The sequence below is a fragment of the Limosilactobacillus difficilis genome (assembly GCF_947387495.1).
In the GTDB taxonomy this organism is placed as follows: domain Bacteria; phylum Bacillota; class Bacilli; order Lactobacillales; family Lactobacillaceae; genus Limosilactobacillus; species Limosilactobacillus difficilis.
Genome location: NZ_CANDNU010000018.1, coordinates 1 through 18465 on the forward strand (window position 1 = coordinate 1; position 18465 = coordinate 18465).

At 45.8% G+C, this 18465-nt stretch carries 18 protein-coding genes, 1 tRNA gene, 1 riboswitch and 1 other annotated feature; of the genes, 14 read left to right on the plus strand and 5 right to left on the minus strand.

What is annotated here, in order from left to right; translation table 11 throughout:
• Window positions 1-237: 237 nt before the first annotated feature.
• Window positions 238-693, minus strand: a complete 456-nt coding sequence (locus tag QOR82_RS04850; RefSeq protein ID WP_283583647.1) for a Fur family transcriptional regulator — start codon at window positions 691-693, stop codon at window positions 238-240.
• Window positions 694-846: 153 nt separating this feature from the next.
• On the opposite strand from QOR82_RS04850, the gene QOR82_RS04855 reads away from it, so the two are divergent.
• Together QOR82_RS04855 and QOR82_RS04860 are read left to right on the plus strand one after the other, a co-directional pair.
• Complete coding sequence (locus QOR82_RS04855) at window positions 847-2277, plus strand: MFS transporter (RefSeq protein ID WP_283583648.1); 1431 nt, start codon at window positions 847-849, stop codon at window positions 2275-2277.
• A gap of 66 nt (window positions 2278-2343) precedes the next feature.
• A complete protein-coding gene (locus tag QOR82_RS04860) occupies window positions 2344-2895 on the plus strand; it encodes a DNA-3-methyladenine glycosylase I (RefSeq protein ID WP_283583649.1) in 552 nt (183 codons plus the stop codon).
• 20 nt (window positions 2896-2915) lie between these two features.
• Here QOR82_RS04860 and QOR82_RS04865 read toward each other — a convergent pair whose 3' ends face one another.
• Together QOR82_RS04865 and QOR82_RS04870 are read right to left on the minus strand one after the other, a co-directional pair.
• On the minus strand, window positions 2916-3803 hold the full coding sequence (locus tag QOR82_RS04865) for an ROK family protein (protein ID WP_283583650.1): 888 nt from the start codon (window positions 3801-3803) through the stop codon (window positions 2916-2918).
• Window positions 3804-3897: 94 nt separating this feature from the next.
• Window positions 3898-4623: a hypothetical protein gene (locus QOR82_RS04870; RefSeq protein WP_283583651.1), complete on the minus strand. Its 726-nt coding sequence runs from the start codon at window positions 4621-4623 to the stop codon at window positions 3898-3900.
• A 111-nt stretch (window positions 4624-4734) separates the two neighbouring features.
• Window positions 4735-4834, plus strand: a riboswitch (SMK box riboswitch).
• Between QOR82_RS04870 and metK the strand changes: the two genes are divergently transcribed.
• From metK to QOR82_RS04895, 5 genes are all read left to right on the plus strand, one after another.
• Window positions 4832-6022 (plus strand): methionine adenosyltransferase, encoded by a 1191-nt coding sequence (gene metK, locus QOR82_RS04875; protein ID WP_283583652.1) that lies wholly within the window; start codon window positions 4832-4834, stop codon window positions 6020-6022. (Overlaps the previous riboswitch by 3 nt.)
• Before the next feature lie 75 nt (window positions 6023-6097).
• Window positions 6098-6305, plus strand: a binding site (T-box leader).
• Between the two features lie 56 nt (window positions 6306-6361).
• Window positions 6362-8782 carry a leucine--tRNA ligase gene (gene leuS / locus QOR82_RS04880; protein WP_283583653.1) on the plus strand — a complete coding sequence of 807 codons (2421 nt, stop codon included), beginning with the start codon at window positions 6362-6364 and terminating at the stop codon, window positions 8780-8782.
• 145 nt (window positions 8783-8927) lie between these two features.
• Window positions 8928-9191, plus strand: coding sequence for a type II toxin-antitoxin system HicB family antitoxin (locus QOR82_RS04885; RefSeq protein ID WP_283583654.1), 264 nt, complete (start codon window positions 8928-8930; stop codon window positions 9189-9191).
• A gap of 28 nt (window positions 9192-9219) precedes the next feature.
• Entirely contained in the window at window positions 9220-10866 is a 1647-nt protein-coding gene (locus QOR82_RS04890) for a putative polysaccharide biosynthesis protein (protein ID WP_283583655.1), read from the plus strand.
• Between the two features lie 90 nt (window positions 10867-10956).
• A complete protein-coding gene (locus QOR82_RS04895) occupies window positions 10957-11403 on the plus strand; it encodes a CopY/TcrY family copper transport repressor (protein ID WP_283583656.1) in 447 nt (148 codons plus the stop codon).
• Here QOR82_RS04895 and QOR82_RS04900 read toward each other — a convergent pair.
• Complete coding sequence (locus QOR82_RS04900; RefSeq protein ID WP_283583657.1) at window positions 11400-12239, minus strand: NAD(P)H-hydrate dehydratase; 840 nt, start codon at window positions 12237-12239, stop codon at window positions 11400-11402. The two genes, QOR82_RS04895 and QOR82_RS04900, sit on opposite strands and share 4 nt — an antisense overlap.
• A 131-nt stretch (window positions 12240-12370) precedes the next feature.
• On the opposite strand from QOR82_RS04900, the gene QOR82_RS04905 reads away from it, so the two are divergent.
• The 7 genes from QOR82_RS04905 (at window position 12371) to QOR82_RS04935 (ending at window position 17257) form a co-directional block, all read left to right on the plus strand.
• Window positions 12371-12871 carry a universal stress protein gene (locus QOR82_RS04905; protein WP_283583658.1) on the plus strand — a complete coding sequence of 167 codons (501 nt, stop codon included), beginning with the start codon at window positions 12371-12373 and terminating at the stop codon, window positions 12869-12871.
• A gap of 106 nt (window positions 12872-12977) precedes the next feature.
• Complete coding sequence (locus QOR82_RS04910; RefSeq protein ID WP_283583659.1) at window positions 12978-13994, plus strand: glycoside hydrolase family 73 protein; 1017 nt, start codon at window positions 12978-12980, stop codon at window positions 13992-13994.
• Window positions 13995-14047: 53 nt separating this feature from the next.
• Complete coding sequence (locus QOR82_RS04915; RefSeq protein ID WP_283583660.1) at window positions 14048-14641, plus strand: hypothetical protein; 594 nt, start codon at window positions 14048-14050, stop codon at window positions 14639-14641.
• 90 nt (window positions 14642-14731) lie between these two features.
• On the plus strand, window positions 14732-15739 hold the full coding sequence (rbsR, locus tag QOR82_RS04920) for a ribose utilization transcriptional repressor RbsR (protein ID WP_283583661.1): 1008 nt from the start codon (window positions 14732-14734) through the stop codon (window positions 15737-15739).
• 89 nt (window positions 15740-15828) lie between these two features.
• Window positions 15829-16443 (plus strand): CPBP family intramembrane glutamic endopeptidase, encoded by a 615-nt coding sequence (locus tag QOR82_RS04925; RefSeq protein WP_283583662.1) that lies wholly within the window; start codon window positions 15829-15831, stop codon window positions 16441-16443.
• Between the two features lie 353 nt (window positions 16444-16796).
• Entirely contained in the window at window positions 16797-17075 is a 279-nt protein-coding gene (locus QOR82_RS04930) for a hypothetical protein (RefSeq protein WP_283583663.1), read from the plus strand.
• A gap of 98 nt (window positions 17076-17173) precedes the next feature.
• Window positions 17174-17257: transfer RNA gene (locus QOR82_RS04935), tRNA-Leu, on the plus strand.
• Between the two features lie 556 nt (window positions 17258-17813).
• Here the strand turns inward: QOR82_RS04935 and QOR82_RS04940 are convergent.
• Entirely contained in the window at window positions 17814-18179 is a 366-nt protein-coding gene (locus QOR82_RS04940) for a hypothetical protein (protein WP_283583664.1), read from the minus strand.
• Between the last annotated feature and the right edge of the window lie 286 nt (window positions 18180-18465).

An 18465-nucleotide genomic window follows, 5' to 3' on the forward strand; every position in this document is an offset into this window, starting at 1 on the left:
AGCTCCATCAACCAATAATCAATTGGTCAGTATTATTTATTTGAGTCCAGTGGCTAACTTATTCTTGAAATTTAGGAACTTTTTCAAGCGTATTGATTGTTTGCTTTAAAAAAAATCACCCTCAAATTTTGAGGATGATTATACGTCTCCACCAACACCAATTGACAGAGACCCAAAAGGAACGTGTTAGAAGTTGTTGCTAACTTCTAACACGTTCCTTTTATTTGGTACTGGCTATTATTTTTTGAGTCCCAATTTATATTGGCAATCAGGACAGATGCCATGCACTTCAACATTGCTTTCGGTGACGAGATAACCAGTCTGGTCGCGAGTGATCTGCTCCAATTGTTGACTGAAATCACTAAATTTCTTGTCAAAGACATCAGTAATCTTGCCACAGTTGTCACAAACGACGTGGTAGTGGGGGTGACCAAAGTAATCGTAATGCGAACTGCCATCTCCCGTCTTTAACTCGATGACAATGTGGTAATCGACCAATACCTTTAAAGTATTATAAATTGTGGCCAATGAGATATTGTCAACTTGATCTTTCAGGTCATTATAGGTCATTTCAACGGTTGGGTGGGTATGATGACTGATTAGATACCGCAGAATGGTTTTGCGTTGGGGTGTCAAGCGCACGTGATTATGACGAAGCCGTTGCAATGCTCGATCATATTCCGAGGCAGCCATGGTTGTTCTCCTTTCGTTAAAACAATTATAAACTAGTATAATTATAGCATTATTTGAAGCCTTTTCAATGAATAAGAGTTGATCTAGCAATCGGAAAGTGATTATAATAACAGGAGGACTTAATAATGATTCTAAATAAGGGAGAGAGTACTAATGGAAAAGAGCATTGACCAAAATGGGAAATCATATAGTCGCTTTTGGTTTATTTTGACTTTACTAGTTGGCACCTTCACAATGTCAATTAGTCAGTCATCATTATCAACGGCCTACCCAACTTTGATGCGTGCCTTTGGTATTCAGGCATCAACGGTCCAATGGTTAACAACCGGTTTTATGTTAGTGATGTGTGTCAGTATGCCGATCAGTCCTTGGCTACTGAATAATATTAACTTTAAGAATCTCTACATGGGAGCGTTGCTGCTCTTTGATCTAGGTACCCTGATGATTACGCTAACGCCTAGTGGCTGGGGCAGCCGGGGTTTTGCCTTCATGATGATCGGTCGGGTTCTGGAAGCTTTTGCGGTCGGGGTTCTTTTTCCGTCCTATCAATCGGTTTTGCTGGAAATTACTCCTGAAAAGCAGCGGGGACTGACGATGGGGATTGCCGGTTTAGTTATGGGTTCTGCCTTGGCAGTCGGTCCAATTATTTCGGGAATCGTGCTGAAGTTCTTTAGCTGGAAGAGTCTCTTTATCTTCTTCATGGTAGTGATTACCGTGATCGTTCTGATGGCTTGGTCTGGCTTGATTCGAGACGTCATGGAACGTCACCAGAGCGGTCTTGACTGGCTGTCGGTGATTTTGTCACTTGGCCTGATCGGGGTGATGTACGTCATCAATCAGGTTGGCAAGACTAAGATCAACTGGGCTGTGAATCTACCCTTACTGATCATCAGTCTGCTCGCCTTAGTTTGGTTTTGCTACCGGCAGCTGCACCAATCCCAACCACTGCTCGATTTGCGGGTCCTGAAGACTTTTAACTATGATTTGGCGATCTTTCTGACCGCGATTTCATACATTGCCTTGATTGTAACCACCATTATTTTCCCGCTTTATTATCAAGGCGTTCTGAAGCTGTCACCATTTGCTTCGGGGATGTCACTGGTTCCGGGAGCGGTGTTGCTGAGTATTTTGAACCCTTTAACCGGGTCCTTGGCCGATAAAATCGGTTTCAAGCCGACGATGCTGGTCGGCATGGGGATGATTATCGCGGGTTGGGTGATCACTCTAGTAATGGTCAACCAACGCCAGTTGGGTTGGATGATCTTTTCGGCAATGATCATTGAAGGTGGCAATGCTTTCGTGATGATGCCGGCAGTTACGTTGGGTGCCAATTCGCTACCTGACGAATTAGTTCCGCACGGGACGGCGGTAATCACGACCGTCCGGCAAATCTTCGGCTCAATTGGCGTAGCGATTGCAACGATTGTTTTGACGACTGTGACGGCTGCTGGCTTGGAGCGGGGGATGCATTCCATTGATGCCTCTCTTCGTGGCTATCGCTTTGTCTTTATGATGATGGTTGTGGTTGAATTAGTTGGTTTCGTTCTTGCCCTAATGATTAAGAACGAAAAGAAGGCGGCTTAAATTTGCCGGTGTTGCCTCCTAAAATGCGTATGTTGATAGTGAACGACTTGATTTAGGAGGAACTGTATGATGCAAACCACGATACGGCCAAAATGGGCCCAGAAAAGTCAATCGATGCAGGATTATTATGATCAATACTGGGGTGTTCCAGTGCATGATGATCGACAGCTGTTTGAGATGCTCTCACTAGAGATTTTCGAGGCTGGACTCAATTGGGCGCTGGTTTGGCAACGGCGACGGGCCTTAGAAGCTGCTTTTGATCAATTTGATTGTCAACGGCTTGCGCTTCTGACCGAGCAGGGAATCACTGACCTGCTGGCTAGCCCGACGATCATCCGCAATCGTGATAAGATAATAGCAATTGTCCAAAATGCGCGGTTGGTAACGAAAATCAACAGTGCTGGCCAGTCCCTGGATGATTACCTGTGGGCATTAGTCGGTCACCAGGTATTGCCATCACCAGTCCCACTCGACGAGCCGTTACCGCTCAAGACTCGTGTGTCGACAAATGTGGCCCAACAGATGAAGGCAGACGGCTTTCGCCGGGTTGGCCCCGCAACAGCGATGAGTTTAATGGCTGCCGTGGGGATGATCGATGTCAAACATTTGCAGAAATAAAAAGGTTCAGAACCCGCTTTTTAAAGCGAATCCTGAACCTTTTTTGCTTCATCGAAAAAATCGGCAACTGCTCCAAACAATTGAGCCCGGTCTTGCAGCATTGCGGCTTTGATCTGAACATGAAACATTCCCGCTGGCAGATACTTCTTTGTGGCACTCCGTAACCGGTTGATGAAGAAAGTTCCTTGCTGGCTGACGGCACCGCCGATAAGAAAGGCCTCGGGATCGAGGATTAAGCAAATCTGTGCCATTTTTTGACCAATGGCGTCGCACCATTGATCAATTAAGTGGAGATAGTGCTGGTCGCCTTGGCGGGCCATGGTGAATGCTTCAGGTACGGATATTCCTTCAGGGGCGAGCTGCCGCTCAAAGGTGAGGGTGGAGTGATGGCTTTCAAAAGTTGACTGGTCTGCTGGGTTGTAATCGAGGTAGCCAACGGAATTGCCGAGATTGTGGGCTCCCTCTACAAGGTGATGATCCAGGTAAAAGGCACCGCCGATCCCTGTCCCAAGGGCGATGCAATAGATGGAACGGTATAGTTGACCAGCACCGCAGAAAATTTCACCGCGCAACGCAGCATCGACGTCGTTGAGGACATTGACGGGCAGCTTGGTTTCTTCTTCCAGGATTGCTTTGATGGCGGTCCCTTGATAGTGCTGGATCGTAGGCCCTGAAAAAATAATTTCTCCGTGTGGGCCAACACGGCCAGCCGTACTAACGCCGATTCCGGTCAGATCATACTTTGCTTGCATATCAGCCGAAATGCTCTTGAGATTATTGATAATAGCATGGTCATGGTTATGATTGGTTAGTCGTTTGCCTCTTTCTAAGAAATTGAGGTCACTGTCCATCAGTGCATATTTGATTGTGGTTCCACCGACGTCGAAGGCTAAGTAATGATTGTTCATGTTGACCCTCCTTTCTAAAGCGCTTACATTATAGCATAAATTAAAAATATTTTCCATTTTAGTGATATGCAATAATCATTAACATTTGACTACCTTAATGCCAGTAGGCAAGAATTATGACAATCATTTGGGTGAAATTGATGGCAGCTGGAGAATGAACAAGGGGATGGCGTGACATCAGCAACCACCAAGAAGCGCCAATGATAAGAATGCCAATGAATATTGGTAGGCCAAACGGGCGCATCGCTAACAGACAAATAATCGCTAAAATGCCAGCAATCGTGCTGTCTAAGAGCTGGTAAGGGGCGTGCTTTGTCCAGATTGGTGACTGGAAAAAGGCTACGGTCATTAGCAGCGGAAGGAGACTGATGACACTTGTCAAGCTCACGAAACCACTGATCAAACGAATCATTACGATGGGGATAGTTAGACTATAGATGCAACAAAAGCACAGCCACTGACTTTCGACTGGATGTTCAAGAATTCGCCAAAAGATAATTAGTTGGCACAAGGGCATTAATAATGAGAGGGCGGCTACGATAAGATTGCCATGCCAGAGGCCATCCAAAGCTAAGATTGCTGAGATAATCAATGAGATGAGAATCGGTGCGGAACCTGCTTTTTCATTCATTAAAGTAATCGTAAGGCCAACAAAAAACTGGTAAATAAAGAATAAGGAGAGATCGCCTTGGAAAACGGTCATTTTAACGCTGACGGCGTAACTCACAGCAACGTATGACCAACAAATCATTTGAACGACGATATTTGGAATTAAAAATTTCCAGTTAATCTTCTGAAATTGACGAAGAAATTGTGGCAAAAGATTACCCCCACTGATTACATCTTAATTAAATGGTATTTAAACTATTATTATAGCAGTTTCCGTCAACAGTATTTGCTTGCTTTCGCTAAGAAAAATGTGATAGTATTTTTGCGTTATAAAGCAAATTCCCGATAGGATTCGTACGTCGTTGCGAAGATGCCTTGTAACCAGTGACTAGCAATTTTAGCAGGGGGAATTACCAACTATGAAAGAAAGACATTTATTTACTTCTGAGTCTGTTTCCGAAGGTCACCCGGACAAAGTGGCTGATCAAATTGCCGATGCATTGCTGGATGCAATGTTAAAGCAGGATCCGGATTCACACTGTGCAATCGAAACTTCCGTGACAACGGGGCTCGTTTTAGTCTTCGGTGAAGTTTCGACAAAGGCTTATGTCGATATCCAAGGAATTGTGCGCAAGACAATTAAGCGGATCGGTTATGATAACTCCGACTACGGCTTTGATGGCAACACTTGCGGGGTTTTGACGGCGATCGACCAACAATCACCTGACATTGCTCAGGGGGTTGATGATGCCCTGGAACAACGTGACGAAGGCAAAAAGGACGAACTGGACAAGATTGGTGCCGGCGACCAGGGTTTGATGTTCGGTTACGCAACTGATGAAACACCGGAATACATGCCACTGGCCCTGATGCTTTCCCACCATTTGATGCAAAAGCAGGCTGAACTGCGTAAGAGCGGCCAGATTCCGTACCTGCGTCCTGATGCCAAGGCAGAGGTGACGGTTGAATACGACAACAATGATCAGCCAAAGCGGATTGACACCGTTGTGCTGTCAACTCAGCATGATCCAGACGTCAGCCAGGAACAAATTCATAAGGACGTCAAGGAACAGATTATCAAGCAAGTGATCCCGGCCGATCTCCTGGATGATCAAACCCGTTACTTCATCAATCCGACAGGCCGCTTTGTCCTCGGGGGGCCGAGTGCTGATGCTGGTTTGACTGGTCGGAAGATTATTGTTGATACTTATGGTGGCGCTGCCCATCATGGTGGCGGTGCTTTCTCTGGCAAGGATGCTACCAAGGTGGATCGGTCAGCTAGCTATGCTGCCCGCTACATTGCCAAAAATGTGGTTGCAGCTGGCTATGCCAAGAAATTGGAAATCCAGGTTGCTTACGCGATTGGGGTTGCGCACCCAGTTTCCATTCAAGTCAACACTTACGGGACCGGGACGCGCAGCGATGCGGAATTGATCAGCGCTATTCGTCAGGTCTTTGACTTGCGGCCGGCTGGCATTATCAAGATGCTGGATCTGAAGCGGCCAATCTACGAACAAACGGCTGCTTATGGTCATTTTGGTCGTGATGATCTTAACCTACCGTGGGAACAGCTGGACAAGGTGGATGCACTGAAGAAGATTCTGGGCTAAACTTTGCTTGACAATCTTCATCGTTCGTTCGAAAATTCTTGCAAAACTGGACGGTGATTGCTAGAATAATTAAAAATCACAGTCAAGAGTTATTAGTTGGGGCAACTACTGTTAAGCGACTACATGGTGGTGAGAATGTGGAGTAGCCCCCGATGAACTGGCTTGGCTTTACCAGAACTGAACGACTGTTAGTAAGTTCTGACGCTGGGTGCGTTAAACCCGCAAAGAGTCCCTTGCTAAAGAGGGAAAATCGGGTGGTACCGCGGAAAATTTCGTCTCGTTGATAATTCAACGGGGCGTTTTTGTTTAGGGCAGTCTTGACAACAAAGGAGAAAAAATATGGCATACGATCACAAAGTAATTGAACAAAAGTGGCAACGCTACTGGAAAAAGAATAAGACTTTTAAGGCTAAGATTAACGATGATCAGAAGAAGTATTACGCACTGGACATGTTCCCGTACCCGTCTGGACAGGGTTTGCACGTCGGCCATCCGGAAGGCTACACTGCAACTGATGTGATGGCGCGGATGAAACGGATGCAGGGCTTCAACGTTTTGCACCCGATGGGCTTTGATGCCTTTGGCCTGCCAGCAGAACAATACGCTTTGAAGACGGGGCACAACCCTAACGGATTTACAGATAAGAACATCGAGCACTTCCGGAAACAAATCCAGTCACTTGGTTTTTCCTACGACTGGGATCGGGAAGTTAAAACTTCTGATCCGCATTATTACAAGTGGACTCAGTGGATTTTTGAACAGCTTTATAAGCGTGGTCTGGCCTATGAAGACGAAATCGAAGTAAACTGGGCGCCTGACTTCATGGGTGGTACGGTTGTGGCCAACGAAGAAGTCGAAGATGGTAAGACAAAACGGGGCGGTTACCCGGTTTACCGCAAGCCGATGAAGCAGTGGGTATTAAAGATTACCGCTTATGCTGATCGTTTGATTAAGGATCTCGACCTGGTTGACTGGCCAGAAAGCGTCAAGGAAATGCAACGCAACTGGATTGGCCGTTCTGAAGGTGCCAGCGTCTTCTTCAATGTCGAAGGTCATGACGACAAGCAGGTCGAAGTGTACACTACCCGGCCGGATACTCTCTTTGGGGCTCAATACATGGTCTTAGCACCAGAACATGACTTAGTTGATGAGATCACTACTGATGAACAAAAGGCTGCTGTTGCCGAATATAAGGAACAAGCTGCTCGTCGCTCAGAACGGGAACGGACCGATGGTAGTAAAGACAAGACTGGGGTCTTCACCGGTGCTTACGGGATCAACCCGGTTAACGGTGCTAAACTGCCGATTTGGATTTCCGACTACGTCTTAGCAAGCTATGGCACGGGTGCGATCATGGCCGTTCCGGCTCATGATGAGCGGGACTGGGCCTTCGCCAAGAAGTTTGATTTACCGATCGTTCCCGTGATTGAAGGCGGCAACGTTGAAAAGGCGCCATTTACCGAAGATGGCAAGCACATTAACTCGGGCTTCTTAAACGGCCTTGATAAAAAACAAGCGATTGCCAAGATGATTGATTGGCTCGAAGAACATCACTGTGGGCACAAGAAAGTGAATTACAAGCTGCGGGACTGGATTTTCAGTCGGCAGCGTTACTGGGGTGAACCAATTCCGGTGATCCACTGGGATGACGGAACAACCTCGCTGGTTCCAGAAGACCAGCTGCCAGTTAAATTACCGGAAACGGACGACATCCAGCCATCAGGCACGGGAGAAAGCCCACTGGCCAACGTTAAGGACTGGGTTAATGTCTACGACAAAAACGGTCGCCATGGTCTGCGGGAAACCAACACGATGCCACAATGGGCTGGTTCTTCCTGGTACTGGCTTCGTTACTGTGATCCACATAATGACCAAGAATTTGCTTCCAAGAAAGCCTTAGATTACTGGTCACCGGTTGACCTTTATGTCGGCGGGGCGGAACACGCCGTCCTGCACCTGCTGTATGCTCGTTTCTGGCATAAATTCCTTTACGACCTGGGGCTGGTTCCAACGCCGGAACCATTTATGAAGTTGGTCAACCAGGGGATGATTCTTGGGGCTAACCACGAAAAGATGTCCAAATCCAAGGGTAACGTGGTCAACCCTGACGACATCGTCGACCAGTACGGGGCTGATACCCTGCGGCTTTATGAAATGTTCATGGGACCTTTGACGGAGTCTGTTCCATGGGATCCTAAGGGCCTGCATGGTGCTAACAAGTGGCTGCAGCGGGTTTGGCGATTGATGATTGATGACAACAATCACTTGCGCGACCGGGTTTCCAACTTCAACGACGGTAAACTGAAGAAGGTCTACAATCAAACGGTCAAGAAAGTTACCGATGATTTTGAACGGATGCACTTTAACACGGCGATCAGCCAGATGATGGTTTTTGTTAACGAAGCTTATAAGGTTGACGACTTGCCTGTTGAGTACATGGAAGGCTTCATCAAGATGTTAGCACCAATCGTACCGCATATGTGTGAAGAGATTTGGAGTAAATTTGGCGTATCGGACACCATTACTTTCCAGCCATGGCCAAAATACGATCCGGCTGCCCTGGTTGAAGATACTGTCCACATGATGGTTCAGGTCAACGGAAAGCTGCGGGCTAAGATTGAGATGGCCAAGGATATTGATAAGGACGAAGCCCAAAAAGTAGCTTTGGCTAATGAACGAGTTCAAAAGTTTACCGCTGGCAAAGAGATCAAGAAAGTAATCGTCGTACCAAATAAGATCGTCAATATCGTTGCTAAATAAATATGGCTAAAAAGGATTGGGATTTAATTTTCCAATCCTTTTTTTGATTAAAAATTAATAACTTTCTTAAAATTGTTTGGCCTTGTCTTAAACGGGCGTATAATATAATTTCAGTTCCAAATGCGTTAAAAATTGGAGGTATATCATGACAAAGGTTAAGTATGCCGCCTTATTAGAACATAAGGATGGCGAATACCAATTAACGTTTCCTGATGTCCTGGACGCTAGCGCGCGCGGCGAAACGAAAGACGATGCCTTAGAGAACGCCAAACTAGCACTGGCAATTACGCTCAACGACATGATTACCCATTATGAATCTCTGCCCCAAGCCCGCAGCCTGGCTGACTTACAACGCCGCTACGGAGGGAAGGAAATTATCAACGTTGAAGTCGATTTAGACGCATATTAATTACTGAAGACGGGAGCGAGGACGATTTATGGCAGAACAAGAACAGTCGGCAGAAGGAACGAATACTGCCACTGATGCGACCCAGAAAATGATTACCGGTTCGGCCTGGATGACTGCTGGTAGCATCGCATCGCGAATCTTGGGTGCAATTTATATTATCCCCTGGGTCACCTGGCTGGGAAGTTACAGTAACATTGCCAACGCCGTTTACGCCAAAGGTTACAATATTTATAATCTCTTTTTGGTCGTGGCAACTGCTGGGATTCCTTCGGCTATCTCCAAGTTGGTAGCTCATTATAACGGCTTGGATCAGGCCAATATTTCACGAAAACTTTACCATTCCGGGATGTATGTCGCGGCAGCAATGGGGATTGTTTGTGCTACGGTTATGATGCTCGGTGCCGGGATTTTAAGCGGTGGCGACGTGAATGTCGTGCCGGTCGTTCGATCTTTGGCATGGGCCGTCTTGATTATTCCCTGCATGAGCATTACCAGAGGGTATTTGCAAGGCTACGCCTGGATGGCTCCTTCCGCGGTCAGCCAGTTCGTCGAGCAGCTTTTCCGAATTATCTACATGCTTGGCGCAACTTACTTCATCATGAAGTTAGGTGACGGCAACTGGGTCCATGCGGTGACGCAGTCTACCTTTGCGGCCTTCATCGGGGCAATTGGAGCGATCGTCGTGTTAACTACGGCTTATTTGCACCACTTGAGAACGATGAACGAGATGGCGCGCAATTCAGTCGGTGGAGCGGACGTTTCAACGATGCAACTTGTGCTTAAGATTATTTACCAGTCGATTCCTTTTATTGTGATCGAATCCGGGATCACCCTTTTTCAACTGGTTGATCAGTACACCTTTAACCCGATGATGAAGATGGTAGGCCATTATACCAATTACCAATTGTCTGTTGTTTACGCTCTTTTCAGCTTCAATGCTAACAAGTTGTACATGATTGTGATTTCCCTGGCTTCGGCCTTGGCAGCGACGGTAATCCCGCTATTGGCGGAGGCCCGCGCCCAGAATGATCAACAGGGGATGCGCAAACAGATCGTCAACGTCTTGATGATGTTTTACTTTGTAATGGTACCGGCTGCGCTGGGCTTGTCGGCAGTCGCTCCTCAGATCTATACGGTTTTTTATCGTTATGATCAAGCCGGGATTACGATTCTGGAATTTGCGTCTTTTATGTCGATTCCTTTTGGTCTTTACACCGTTGCTGCGGCGATGATGCAGGGGATTTCGGAAAACAAGAAGATGATGGTCAATTTGGCAATCGGTTTGGCGGTCAAATTTGTCATACAATACCCGTGCATCTACTTCTTCCGCGGGATTGGACCGTTGCTGGCGACGGGTATTTCTATGACCGTGATCAACTATCTGATTTTGCACAGTTTTAATGACGAGTTTAATTTGCCATTTCATCAAATGACCCGGCCGACCAACCAAATTCTGGGCTATTCACTGCTAATGTTTGTGGTTACTAAAGCTGTGATGCTGTTACTGGGACATCTGGTTAGTCCTTACGGTCGCTTTACGGCTTTCTTTATTCTCATCCCCGGGGTCGTCATCGGAGCGGCAATCTATCTCTATCTTTCCTTGCGCTTCCGGTTAGCGGATCGGATTCTTGGAGAACGGGTGGCTAGCTTACGTTGGCGATTGCATATTAAATAGCCAAATCCCCCGCTGATAGATCTGGCGGGGGTTAATTTGACAGTTAGAGTTTACATGTGTAAACTAAAAATTAAAAAGGAGGAGCGATTGATGGCAAAAAAAGAAGAATTAGATATCAGTCCTGCGGAATGGCAAGTCATGCGGGTGCTTTGGACTCGGGGCAGCGCGACTAGCAGCGAACTGACAAAGCTACTGAGCAAACCCTTTGGTTGGCAGTCGGCGACAGTGAAAACATTGTTGCGGCGGCTGGTGCAGAAGAACATTTTAGCAACCAAGCGGGAAGGACGGGCCTTTCGCTACACGCCCTTGGTTGAACAGCAGACGACGATGAGCCAAGTGGCCATTCAACTTTTTGAGAATATCTGTGCTAAGCGGGTTGGTCGTACCCTTGCCGACGTCATTGACCAGGTAGAGCTCAGCCAGTCTGATATCCATAATCTTCAAGCGTTGCTACAAAAAAAGCTGCAAGACGCTCCTGAAGAAGTGGCTTGCAACTGCATTGGCTGTCCGCACAATCCAAATAATGGCGAATGCTAGTTGTGTTTTGCGGCAATTTTGGCCATGAAAGCCGGAAGGGCACGGCTAATTTGATGAGGTAAGACGATATACTGTTTTTGTGCGATTGCTTCTGCAACGGCACTGTGAGCATAAACAGCGGCTAGGACGGCTTTGTCTACGTTATCGTGAAACTGAGCAGTAAAGCCGCCAACCATCCCCGCAAGGGTGTCGCCCATGCCACCAACTGCTTGGGCAGGTGTGCCGATTGACAGTTGATAAGTGCTCCCAGTTGGCAGGTAGATTTGGGTACGGTGACTTTTTAAAACGACGGTTGCTTGTAGTTGGTCAGCCACTTGCCGGTTTTTGGCCGGCTGCTGGTCGGCAATCGGAATGCCTGATAGTCGTTGCCACTCCATTTGGTGAGGGGTGTAAATAACCCGGGCCGCAGGCTGAGAAATATGCAAATGAGCCATTACGGTAATTGCTGAGCCATCAATGACAAGTGTTTGTTGTCGGCGAACGTTTGCAAAGACCGTTTTTAAAATGGCTTGGCTCTGCTCATCTTCGCCCAGACCAGGACCGACGACGACGATCGTAGCACCTGCGACCAGAGAAGCCAGTGATTGTTGGTGATGGAAGTCGGCAAACATTGCTTCGGGGACGTTACTGTGAAGTGGTCCGGCATTGAGCGGATCGGTGCAAGTGGTGACGAGACCAGCGCCGGAGTAAACGGCGGCCGTAGAAGCCATAATAATAGCACCACCAAACTGCTGATTGCCACCAACGAGAGTGACTTTGCCGAAGGTTCCCTTATATGAGTTCACAGGACGGGGCGTGATCACCTCATCTAGGATGTTGGCAGTTAAAGTTTTCATTTTTTTACCTCCTCATCTTTTATTATGGCATGGATAAGCCTTGCTTGTTAATTGGTTACCTGATTCTCGTATTGGGTCATGGTATAATTAAAGTGTGAAGACTAAGGATGAAGATCGAGGAGGGAATTGGCATGAGTGAATACACTAATATTTTAGTTGGGATCGACGGTTCCAAACAGTCCGAGATGGCTTTTAAAAAGGCTGTTTCAATGGCCAAACAAAATCAAGCAACGCTGACCCTGCTGAGTGTTGTTAACGGGACAAAAGATTCATCGTCTGGCACGGTCACGTATGGTTTTATCGATCGGTCAATGTATGACCGGGCTACTGAGAAACTGACTAAGGACCAAGCTAAACTCAAAAAAGAGGCTGAAACAGCAGGATTGACCAAAGTAAATACCGAGGTTTTGATCGGAAACGCTAAGGTGGAGTTGACAACGGGATTTGTCAAGGACAAGAAGATTGATTTAATCGTAGTCGGCGCGAGTGGGTTGAACGTAGTTGGCCGGATGATTGTCGGTTCAACGACGGCCTATGTTGTTCGGCAGGCACCTTGCGATGTTGTTGTTGTCAAGACCGATGATGCTAACAAGCCAATTAAGATTGACACTTCGTCTTACCCAACAATTTAATAACAATTTTGAAAGTCTGGTGGAGAATATCAATTCTTGGCCAGGCTTTTTCTGTTGATTAATCATCATTTACCGTAGTTCTTAGTAGGGACTCAGGAGGTAAATGATGAAACAAATTACAAAATGCATATTATCGTTGATGATTTTCTTTGCGACTATGACTTCGGCCGCCCAAGCCACAGCTTTTTCGCCGGCAGAGCGAGATCGCTACCTAGCCGGTTATCGCCAAGGGCTGATGGATGGCCAGCAACATCTACAGCACCAATTTCAGGATCTTTTTGTTCGGGCCGGTTATGACCGGGGATGGCGGGATGGTGCCGCAAAAACCGGACAAGCAGACCAAGCGAGAAACAGTCAGAGTAATTCTAACAGTAATTGTCAGCCAGCCCAAGCTCCTGCTTTTCGTTCAGTACAGGTCCCTCCTGCTGGTCGGAATAATGACCGCTTTGAATTAGCTTGCCCGACGACTAAACAAGAGGCTTTTTTTAAGCAATTAAGTCCGGTTGCGTTGAAAGTTTGCCGGAAATATGATCTTTACCCTTCGATTTTATTAGCTCAAGCTGCTCTGGAGAGTAACTGGGGGACTAGTGAGTTGGCTAGCCATTATTTTAATCTGTTGGGCGTTAAGGCAAGTGCAGGTCTGCCGAGTGTTGTCATGGCAACCAGTGAACAAGATAAAGATGGTCATCCCTTTCAAATTGCGGCGGCTTTTCGCAAATACAAGGATTGGAATGAGTCACTAACCGATTATGCCCATGTTTTGGAAGACAAAAGATATGAGGGAATCCATCGTCACGAATCGTCTGATTATCACCGAGCTTTAAGGAGTCTGAATGGTAACTACGCGACGGACACTCACTATGATCAAAAGCTGGAAGCAGTGATCAAGGCTTTTTCGCTCAGCAAGTATGATCAGACTTTAAAGCAGCAGTTAACTGCTAAGTCAGAAAAACACGATGATCACTGGCGTGCGAATCATTCGCGACGCTGCCTTACCAAAATGCGCGTAAAAAGCGAAAAAGCTCGACCCAAGCGGCGCAATAAGCTGATGGTACTGGTTACGGCCCTGACAGGAGCGGCAAGTGCCTCTTTTTGGATTAATGTCAAAAAATTGCATCGTTAGGTCATTCATGAGAAAATTAATCGTTAATGATTGATTGGAGATGGCGGTTATACATGACCCAGAATGAGATCCGCAGCGAAATGACTATCGCGGAGCAACAGGGAACCTTAATTGAAATTTATAATTTGGACAGTACTGACAGTTTTGACGTTGGCTTCGTCATCGCGATGGATCAACTGTTTGCCTTGCTACTGGTGCTGGATTGGGACGGAAAGGTCAATTGCTTACTGGTCACGCGCTTGACTAGTATCCGGCAGGTGCGTAGTCAGACGGACTACTTGACAACGGTAACGGTGAAAGCCAAGGTTGCTCAAGATCATGGTTACTTTGATCTCTGGGGTCTTCAAAAATTTTTGCGGGAGCATGATTTCCACAATCAACCATTGCTGCAGACCTTTTTGCAAGACTCTTTTAAGCATCATCTGCCGGTTGTAATTGGCACGAACAAATATAAAGGGCAAGATGATTTTGAAGGGATCTTGACGAAAGTGGATAAGATGCAGTTGACGATGGATTACTACAATGAGCATGATTTATCGTCGCTATGGGAATACCAAGTGTTTTTAGCTAACGTTGATTATTTGCGGGTGCGTGGTTATCAGATGGCGACGACAAAAGCAATTTTTAAAGAAGTTTTCCACCAATAGCGAGGATGGTTGCGCTACCATGAAGACTAGGGTAAAATGTTTACGTAAAATGGTTTACTCTAGACCAAACAGAAACGAAGGTTGTTATTCATGGCAAAAAAAATAACGATCCGTGATCTGGCCAGTGCGGCAGGGGTTTCGGTAACGACGGTTTCCCAAATTCTGAACGGAAAGGGTGACCGCTTCAGCAAGGCAACTCAAGAAAAAGTCCTTCATTTGCGGGATGAATTGGGGTATGTTCCTGACTTTAATGCCCGTAATCTGATTTTGCGTTCGTCCAAGACAATTGGGGTCTTAGTACCCAACCTCAATAATCCATTTTTCAGCACTTTTATTCATGGCGTTGATATTACCGCTCGCAAAGAAGGCTTTATTGCCATCGTTTTTGGTGCCAACCACGAGGTAGATTTGGAGCGTTTTTATCTTCGACAGCTAATGGAACGGTCGGTGGATGGTTTTATTATTGCTAGTGCTTCAATTACTGCTAAGACGGTTGACGATTTGCTGAAACCGTGGCATACTCCCTACGTTTTATTTGATCAAAATGAAAATCGAGCGGGTGATCGGTTAGAAACCGACGACTACCAAGGTGGTCATCAGGCGGCTGCTTATCTGGCTCGTCAAGGTCATCAAAAAATTGTCGTTTTGCACCCCAAGTTACCCACCATCAATATTAATAACCGCTTAAAAGGCTTTGTTGATGGTTTGGGTGAAGCTGGTGTTACCTTTGATGCTAAGCAGTGGATTGTGCCGGCCGAACTCACTAAAGCCGGTGGTTATCAGGCGACAGCGGATGTTTTATCGAAAAAACCCACAGCAGTGTTTGCTGAAAATGATGAAATGGCCATTGGCCTTATGCGTGGTCTGCATGAACAGGGGCTCAGCGTCCCAGATGACATTTCCGTCATGGGTTACGATAATATCGATCTGGACGAGTATGTTATGCCGCAACTCACTACAATTGAACAGCCTTTACACAAGATAGGGGAAACAGCCACCAAGATGTTAATCAAGCGACTTAAAAATCCATCTATGGATTGGCAGAAGGTGAAGCTGGCTGTTAAACTAGTGGAACGTGACAGCGTAAAACATCTTTGAGAGGAATGATCTATCTGAATATTTCTGATTCACGTCCTAAACGACCGAATTTATTTGTGCGAATTTTGTTAATGGCGAGTTTAATCTTCATGATCGAATTACCGCCTATTGTGCTGGTCCCTTTGCGGCATTATCAACATCTTAACCATGCGGCAGCAACTTATTTAGGATTGTACCTGGTGACTTTTCTTCTGATTATTGTCTTTGCAGCCGGAATTTATCATCGGGTGGATCAGCGGCCTCATCGCTCGCAAAGATTTGGCCAGCGTTTGAAATGGGTTTTCGGCGGCTATGTCGCTATTATGAGCGGATCCTATATTTTATCAACGTTGAACCGAATGATTTACCACCAAACCCAAACGGCTAACAATGCTAATATTGCTCATTTAATGCATAACAATCCGCTGGGAACGGCTGCACTGGCTTTCTCAGTCGTGTTTCTAACTCCAATTGCTGAAGAATTGATTTTTCGGGGATCCGCGATGAATTTATTCTTTAAACCTTCTTGGGTTTGGGCCAAAGTGCTTTTCTCCTGTCTGATTTTTGGGGCGAGCCATGCTAACAGTACGCCAATTAGTTTTTTGATCTATGCTTACCTGGGCGCAGTGCTGGCCATTGTTTATACTTTTAGCGGTGATATTAAAAATTCAATGCTTTTACATGGCTTAAACAATGCTATTGCGTTGATTTCGTTATTGTTATAAAAGCTAGAGAAAATCATTGCAATCGCTTACAAATAATGGTATATTATTGGTGAGGAAGGAAATAAGAAACTTTCAAAGCTTGGCAACTGAAGTATTTAGTAGGTTAGAAGCAGCGTAAGTGTGACACAAAGCAACAAAAGGAATTGATGTTAAGATGTGGTCACCAGCGTGCACCAGAGCATATTAAATAACTTTGCGGAAAGATTGAATCAAAATTGACATGAGTAACGAAAAGGCTTTAGCGCAAAGTTAAAATGGTTCCTTCCCAAAGTGATCCGCCCCGACCAGGAGCGGATTTTTTGGTGTATAATTCTTGCGATATCAGTGATTAGTAGTGAAGAGAGGGATAGAGAATGTTCTTATCGACGGAAGAATTTCGGGGTAAGCACAAGATGCTGGGATTGGTCAATGCGACTGCTAAACTCATGTTGCCGAGCGATGCGATTGATGAGTTTGAGGGCTTTGACCAGCTTTTTAGTAAGGTAGAAAACGAGTTAAAGCGCAAAGCGAAAGCCCACCAGGCAGACGGTGTAGTTGGGGTACGCTTTCAACAGTCGGTAGCCAATATGCAGGTGGCACCAAAGTTTTTAGTTTTAACGGGCTATGGAACGATGATTAAACTGCCGGAATAAAAAGATCAGAAAATTTCAGAAAAGCTCTTGCCAAGTCACTGTGAATCATGTATATTATATATTGTTGTTTGAGAGAGCAACATAAAGCAAATAGAGATGCCCCAGTGGCGGAACTGGCAGACGCGCAACGTTCAGGTCGTTGTATGGGTAACCATGTACAGGTTCGAATCCTGTTTGGGGCATTTTTTCATTTTTCGTAGCCTTTATATCTTCGCAAAACGTTGATATAAAGGCATTTTTGTTTCTGTAAAAACACTGAAAAGCGTATTTTTTGCCGCAAGTGTGGAAAAAGTGCGGAAAAATATTTAACTTCTCTCCAGCGTGGGGCCGCCTGTTTGGGCGGCTTTTATTTTGCTCTGCGTAAATAAGATGGTCGATTGTATGGCTGCGGCGTTTTCGTGTTATCTGAATGGCCAATAAAATTGCGAAAAACGCTAAAACTGGCAAAGTAGCGTAGTGAATTATCATGTTAAACGCTGATTTTTCAATAATTGGCGAATGCTACCCCCCACACCCTAAACTTTCAAAAATTATCGCTTGTGTGTAAGGCAATTGGAATGTGTGCGCTCTTTTTGATAGCAAAGTAGGGCGGGGGAGTGTTTCATGCTAAAATATGTTTGCGTATGGTAATTTGTAAAGGCGGCTATGTGAGGGCTGCCTTTTCTTTTTTAAGGGGGCCGAAAGTGTCAGAAATACCTTTTAGGGTGTCTGGAATGTCAGAATTGAGCCATCCCCCAGCTAGTGCATAAGCTTGTAAGCCATCAACAAGGCTTTACGTTGTCGATGATAGAAGTTGCCCTCTGTAATCTGGTAATGGTTCGCTGCCAACTCTGCCAGTGTCGTTTTGGTGCGGCGCCGCTTGATAAATCGTTGATCTAAGATTATTCCGCTGGCCTGGTCAACCTTACCAACTGCGGTAACGATATGCTGCCTAGCCTTTAATTCAGATATGGCCCTTGTATGTTCTAACTGTTCCTGGTCGGTCGCTCTGGGGTCGCTATCGTTTACTCTAAGCGATATTAGTTGCCAGCCCTTGAATTGTCTTAGATAGTTCTTAGCGACGGTGGCAGCTGTCTTTTCTCCAGTTGTGGGGATGGTTGACATGGGACAATCACTCCAATTACAATAAATTTGGTTTCTTTTTATATCGAAGGGCGTGCCACCTGGTGCGATCTTTAGTCCGTTGTTAATTCAACGGGCTTTTTTATTGCTATCGTTCAATCAAACATACCAGAACAATAGCAATCATTATCCCAGCCGTAATCGTGTTGGTGGTCCAGTAGGCCGTTGTCATTGAAACATGAAAGATATGTGCCACTAGGCTGTAAAACATATAATCATCAAACGAATTAAGCAGCATTTATCATCATCCCCCTAATCGAATAAAGGC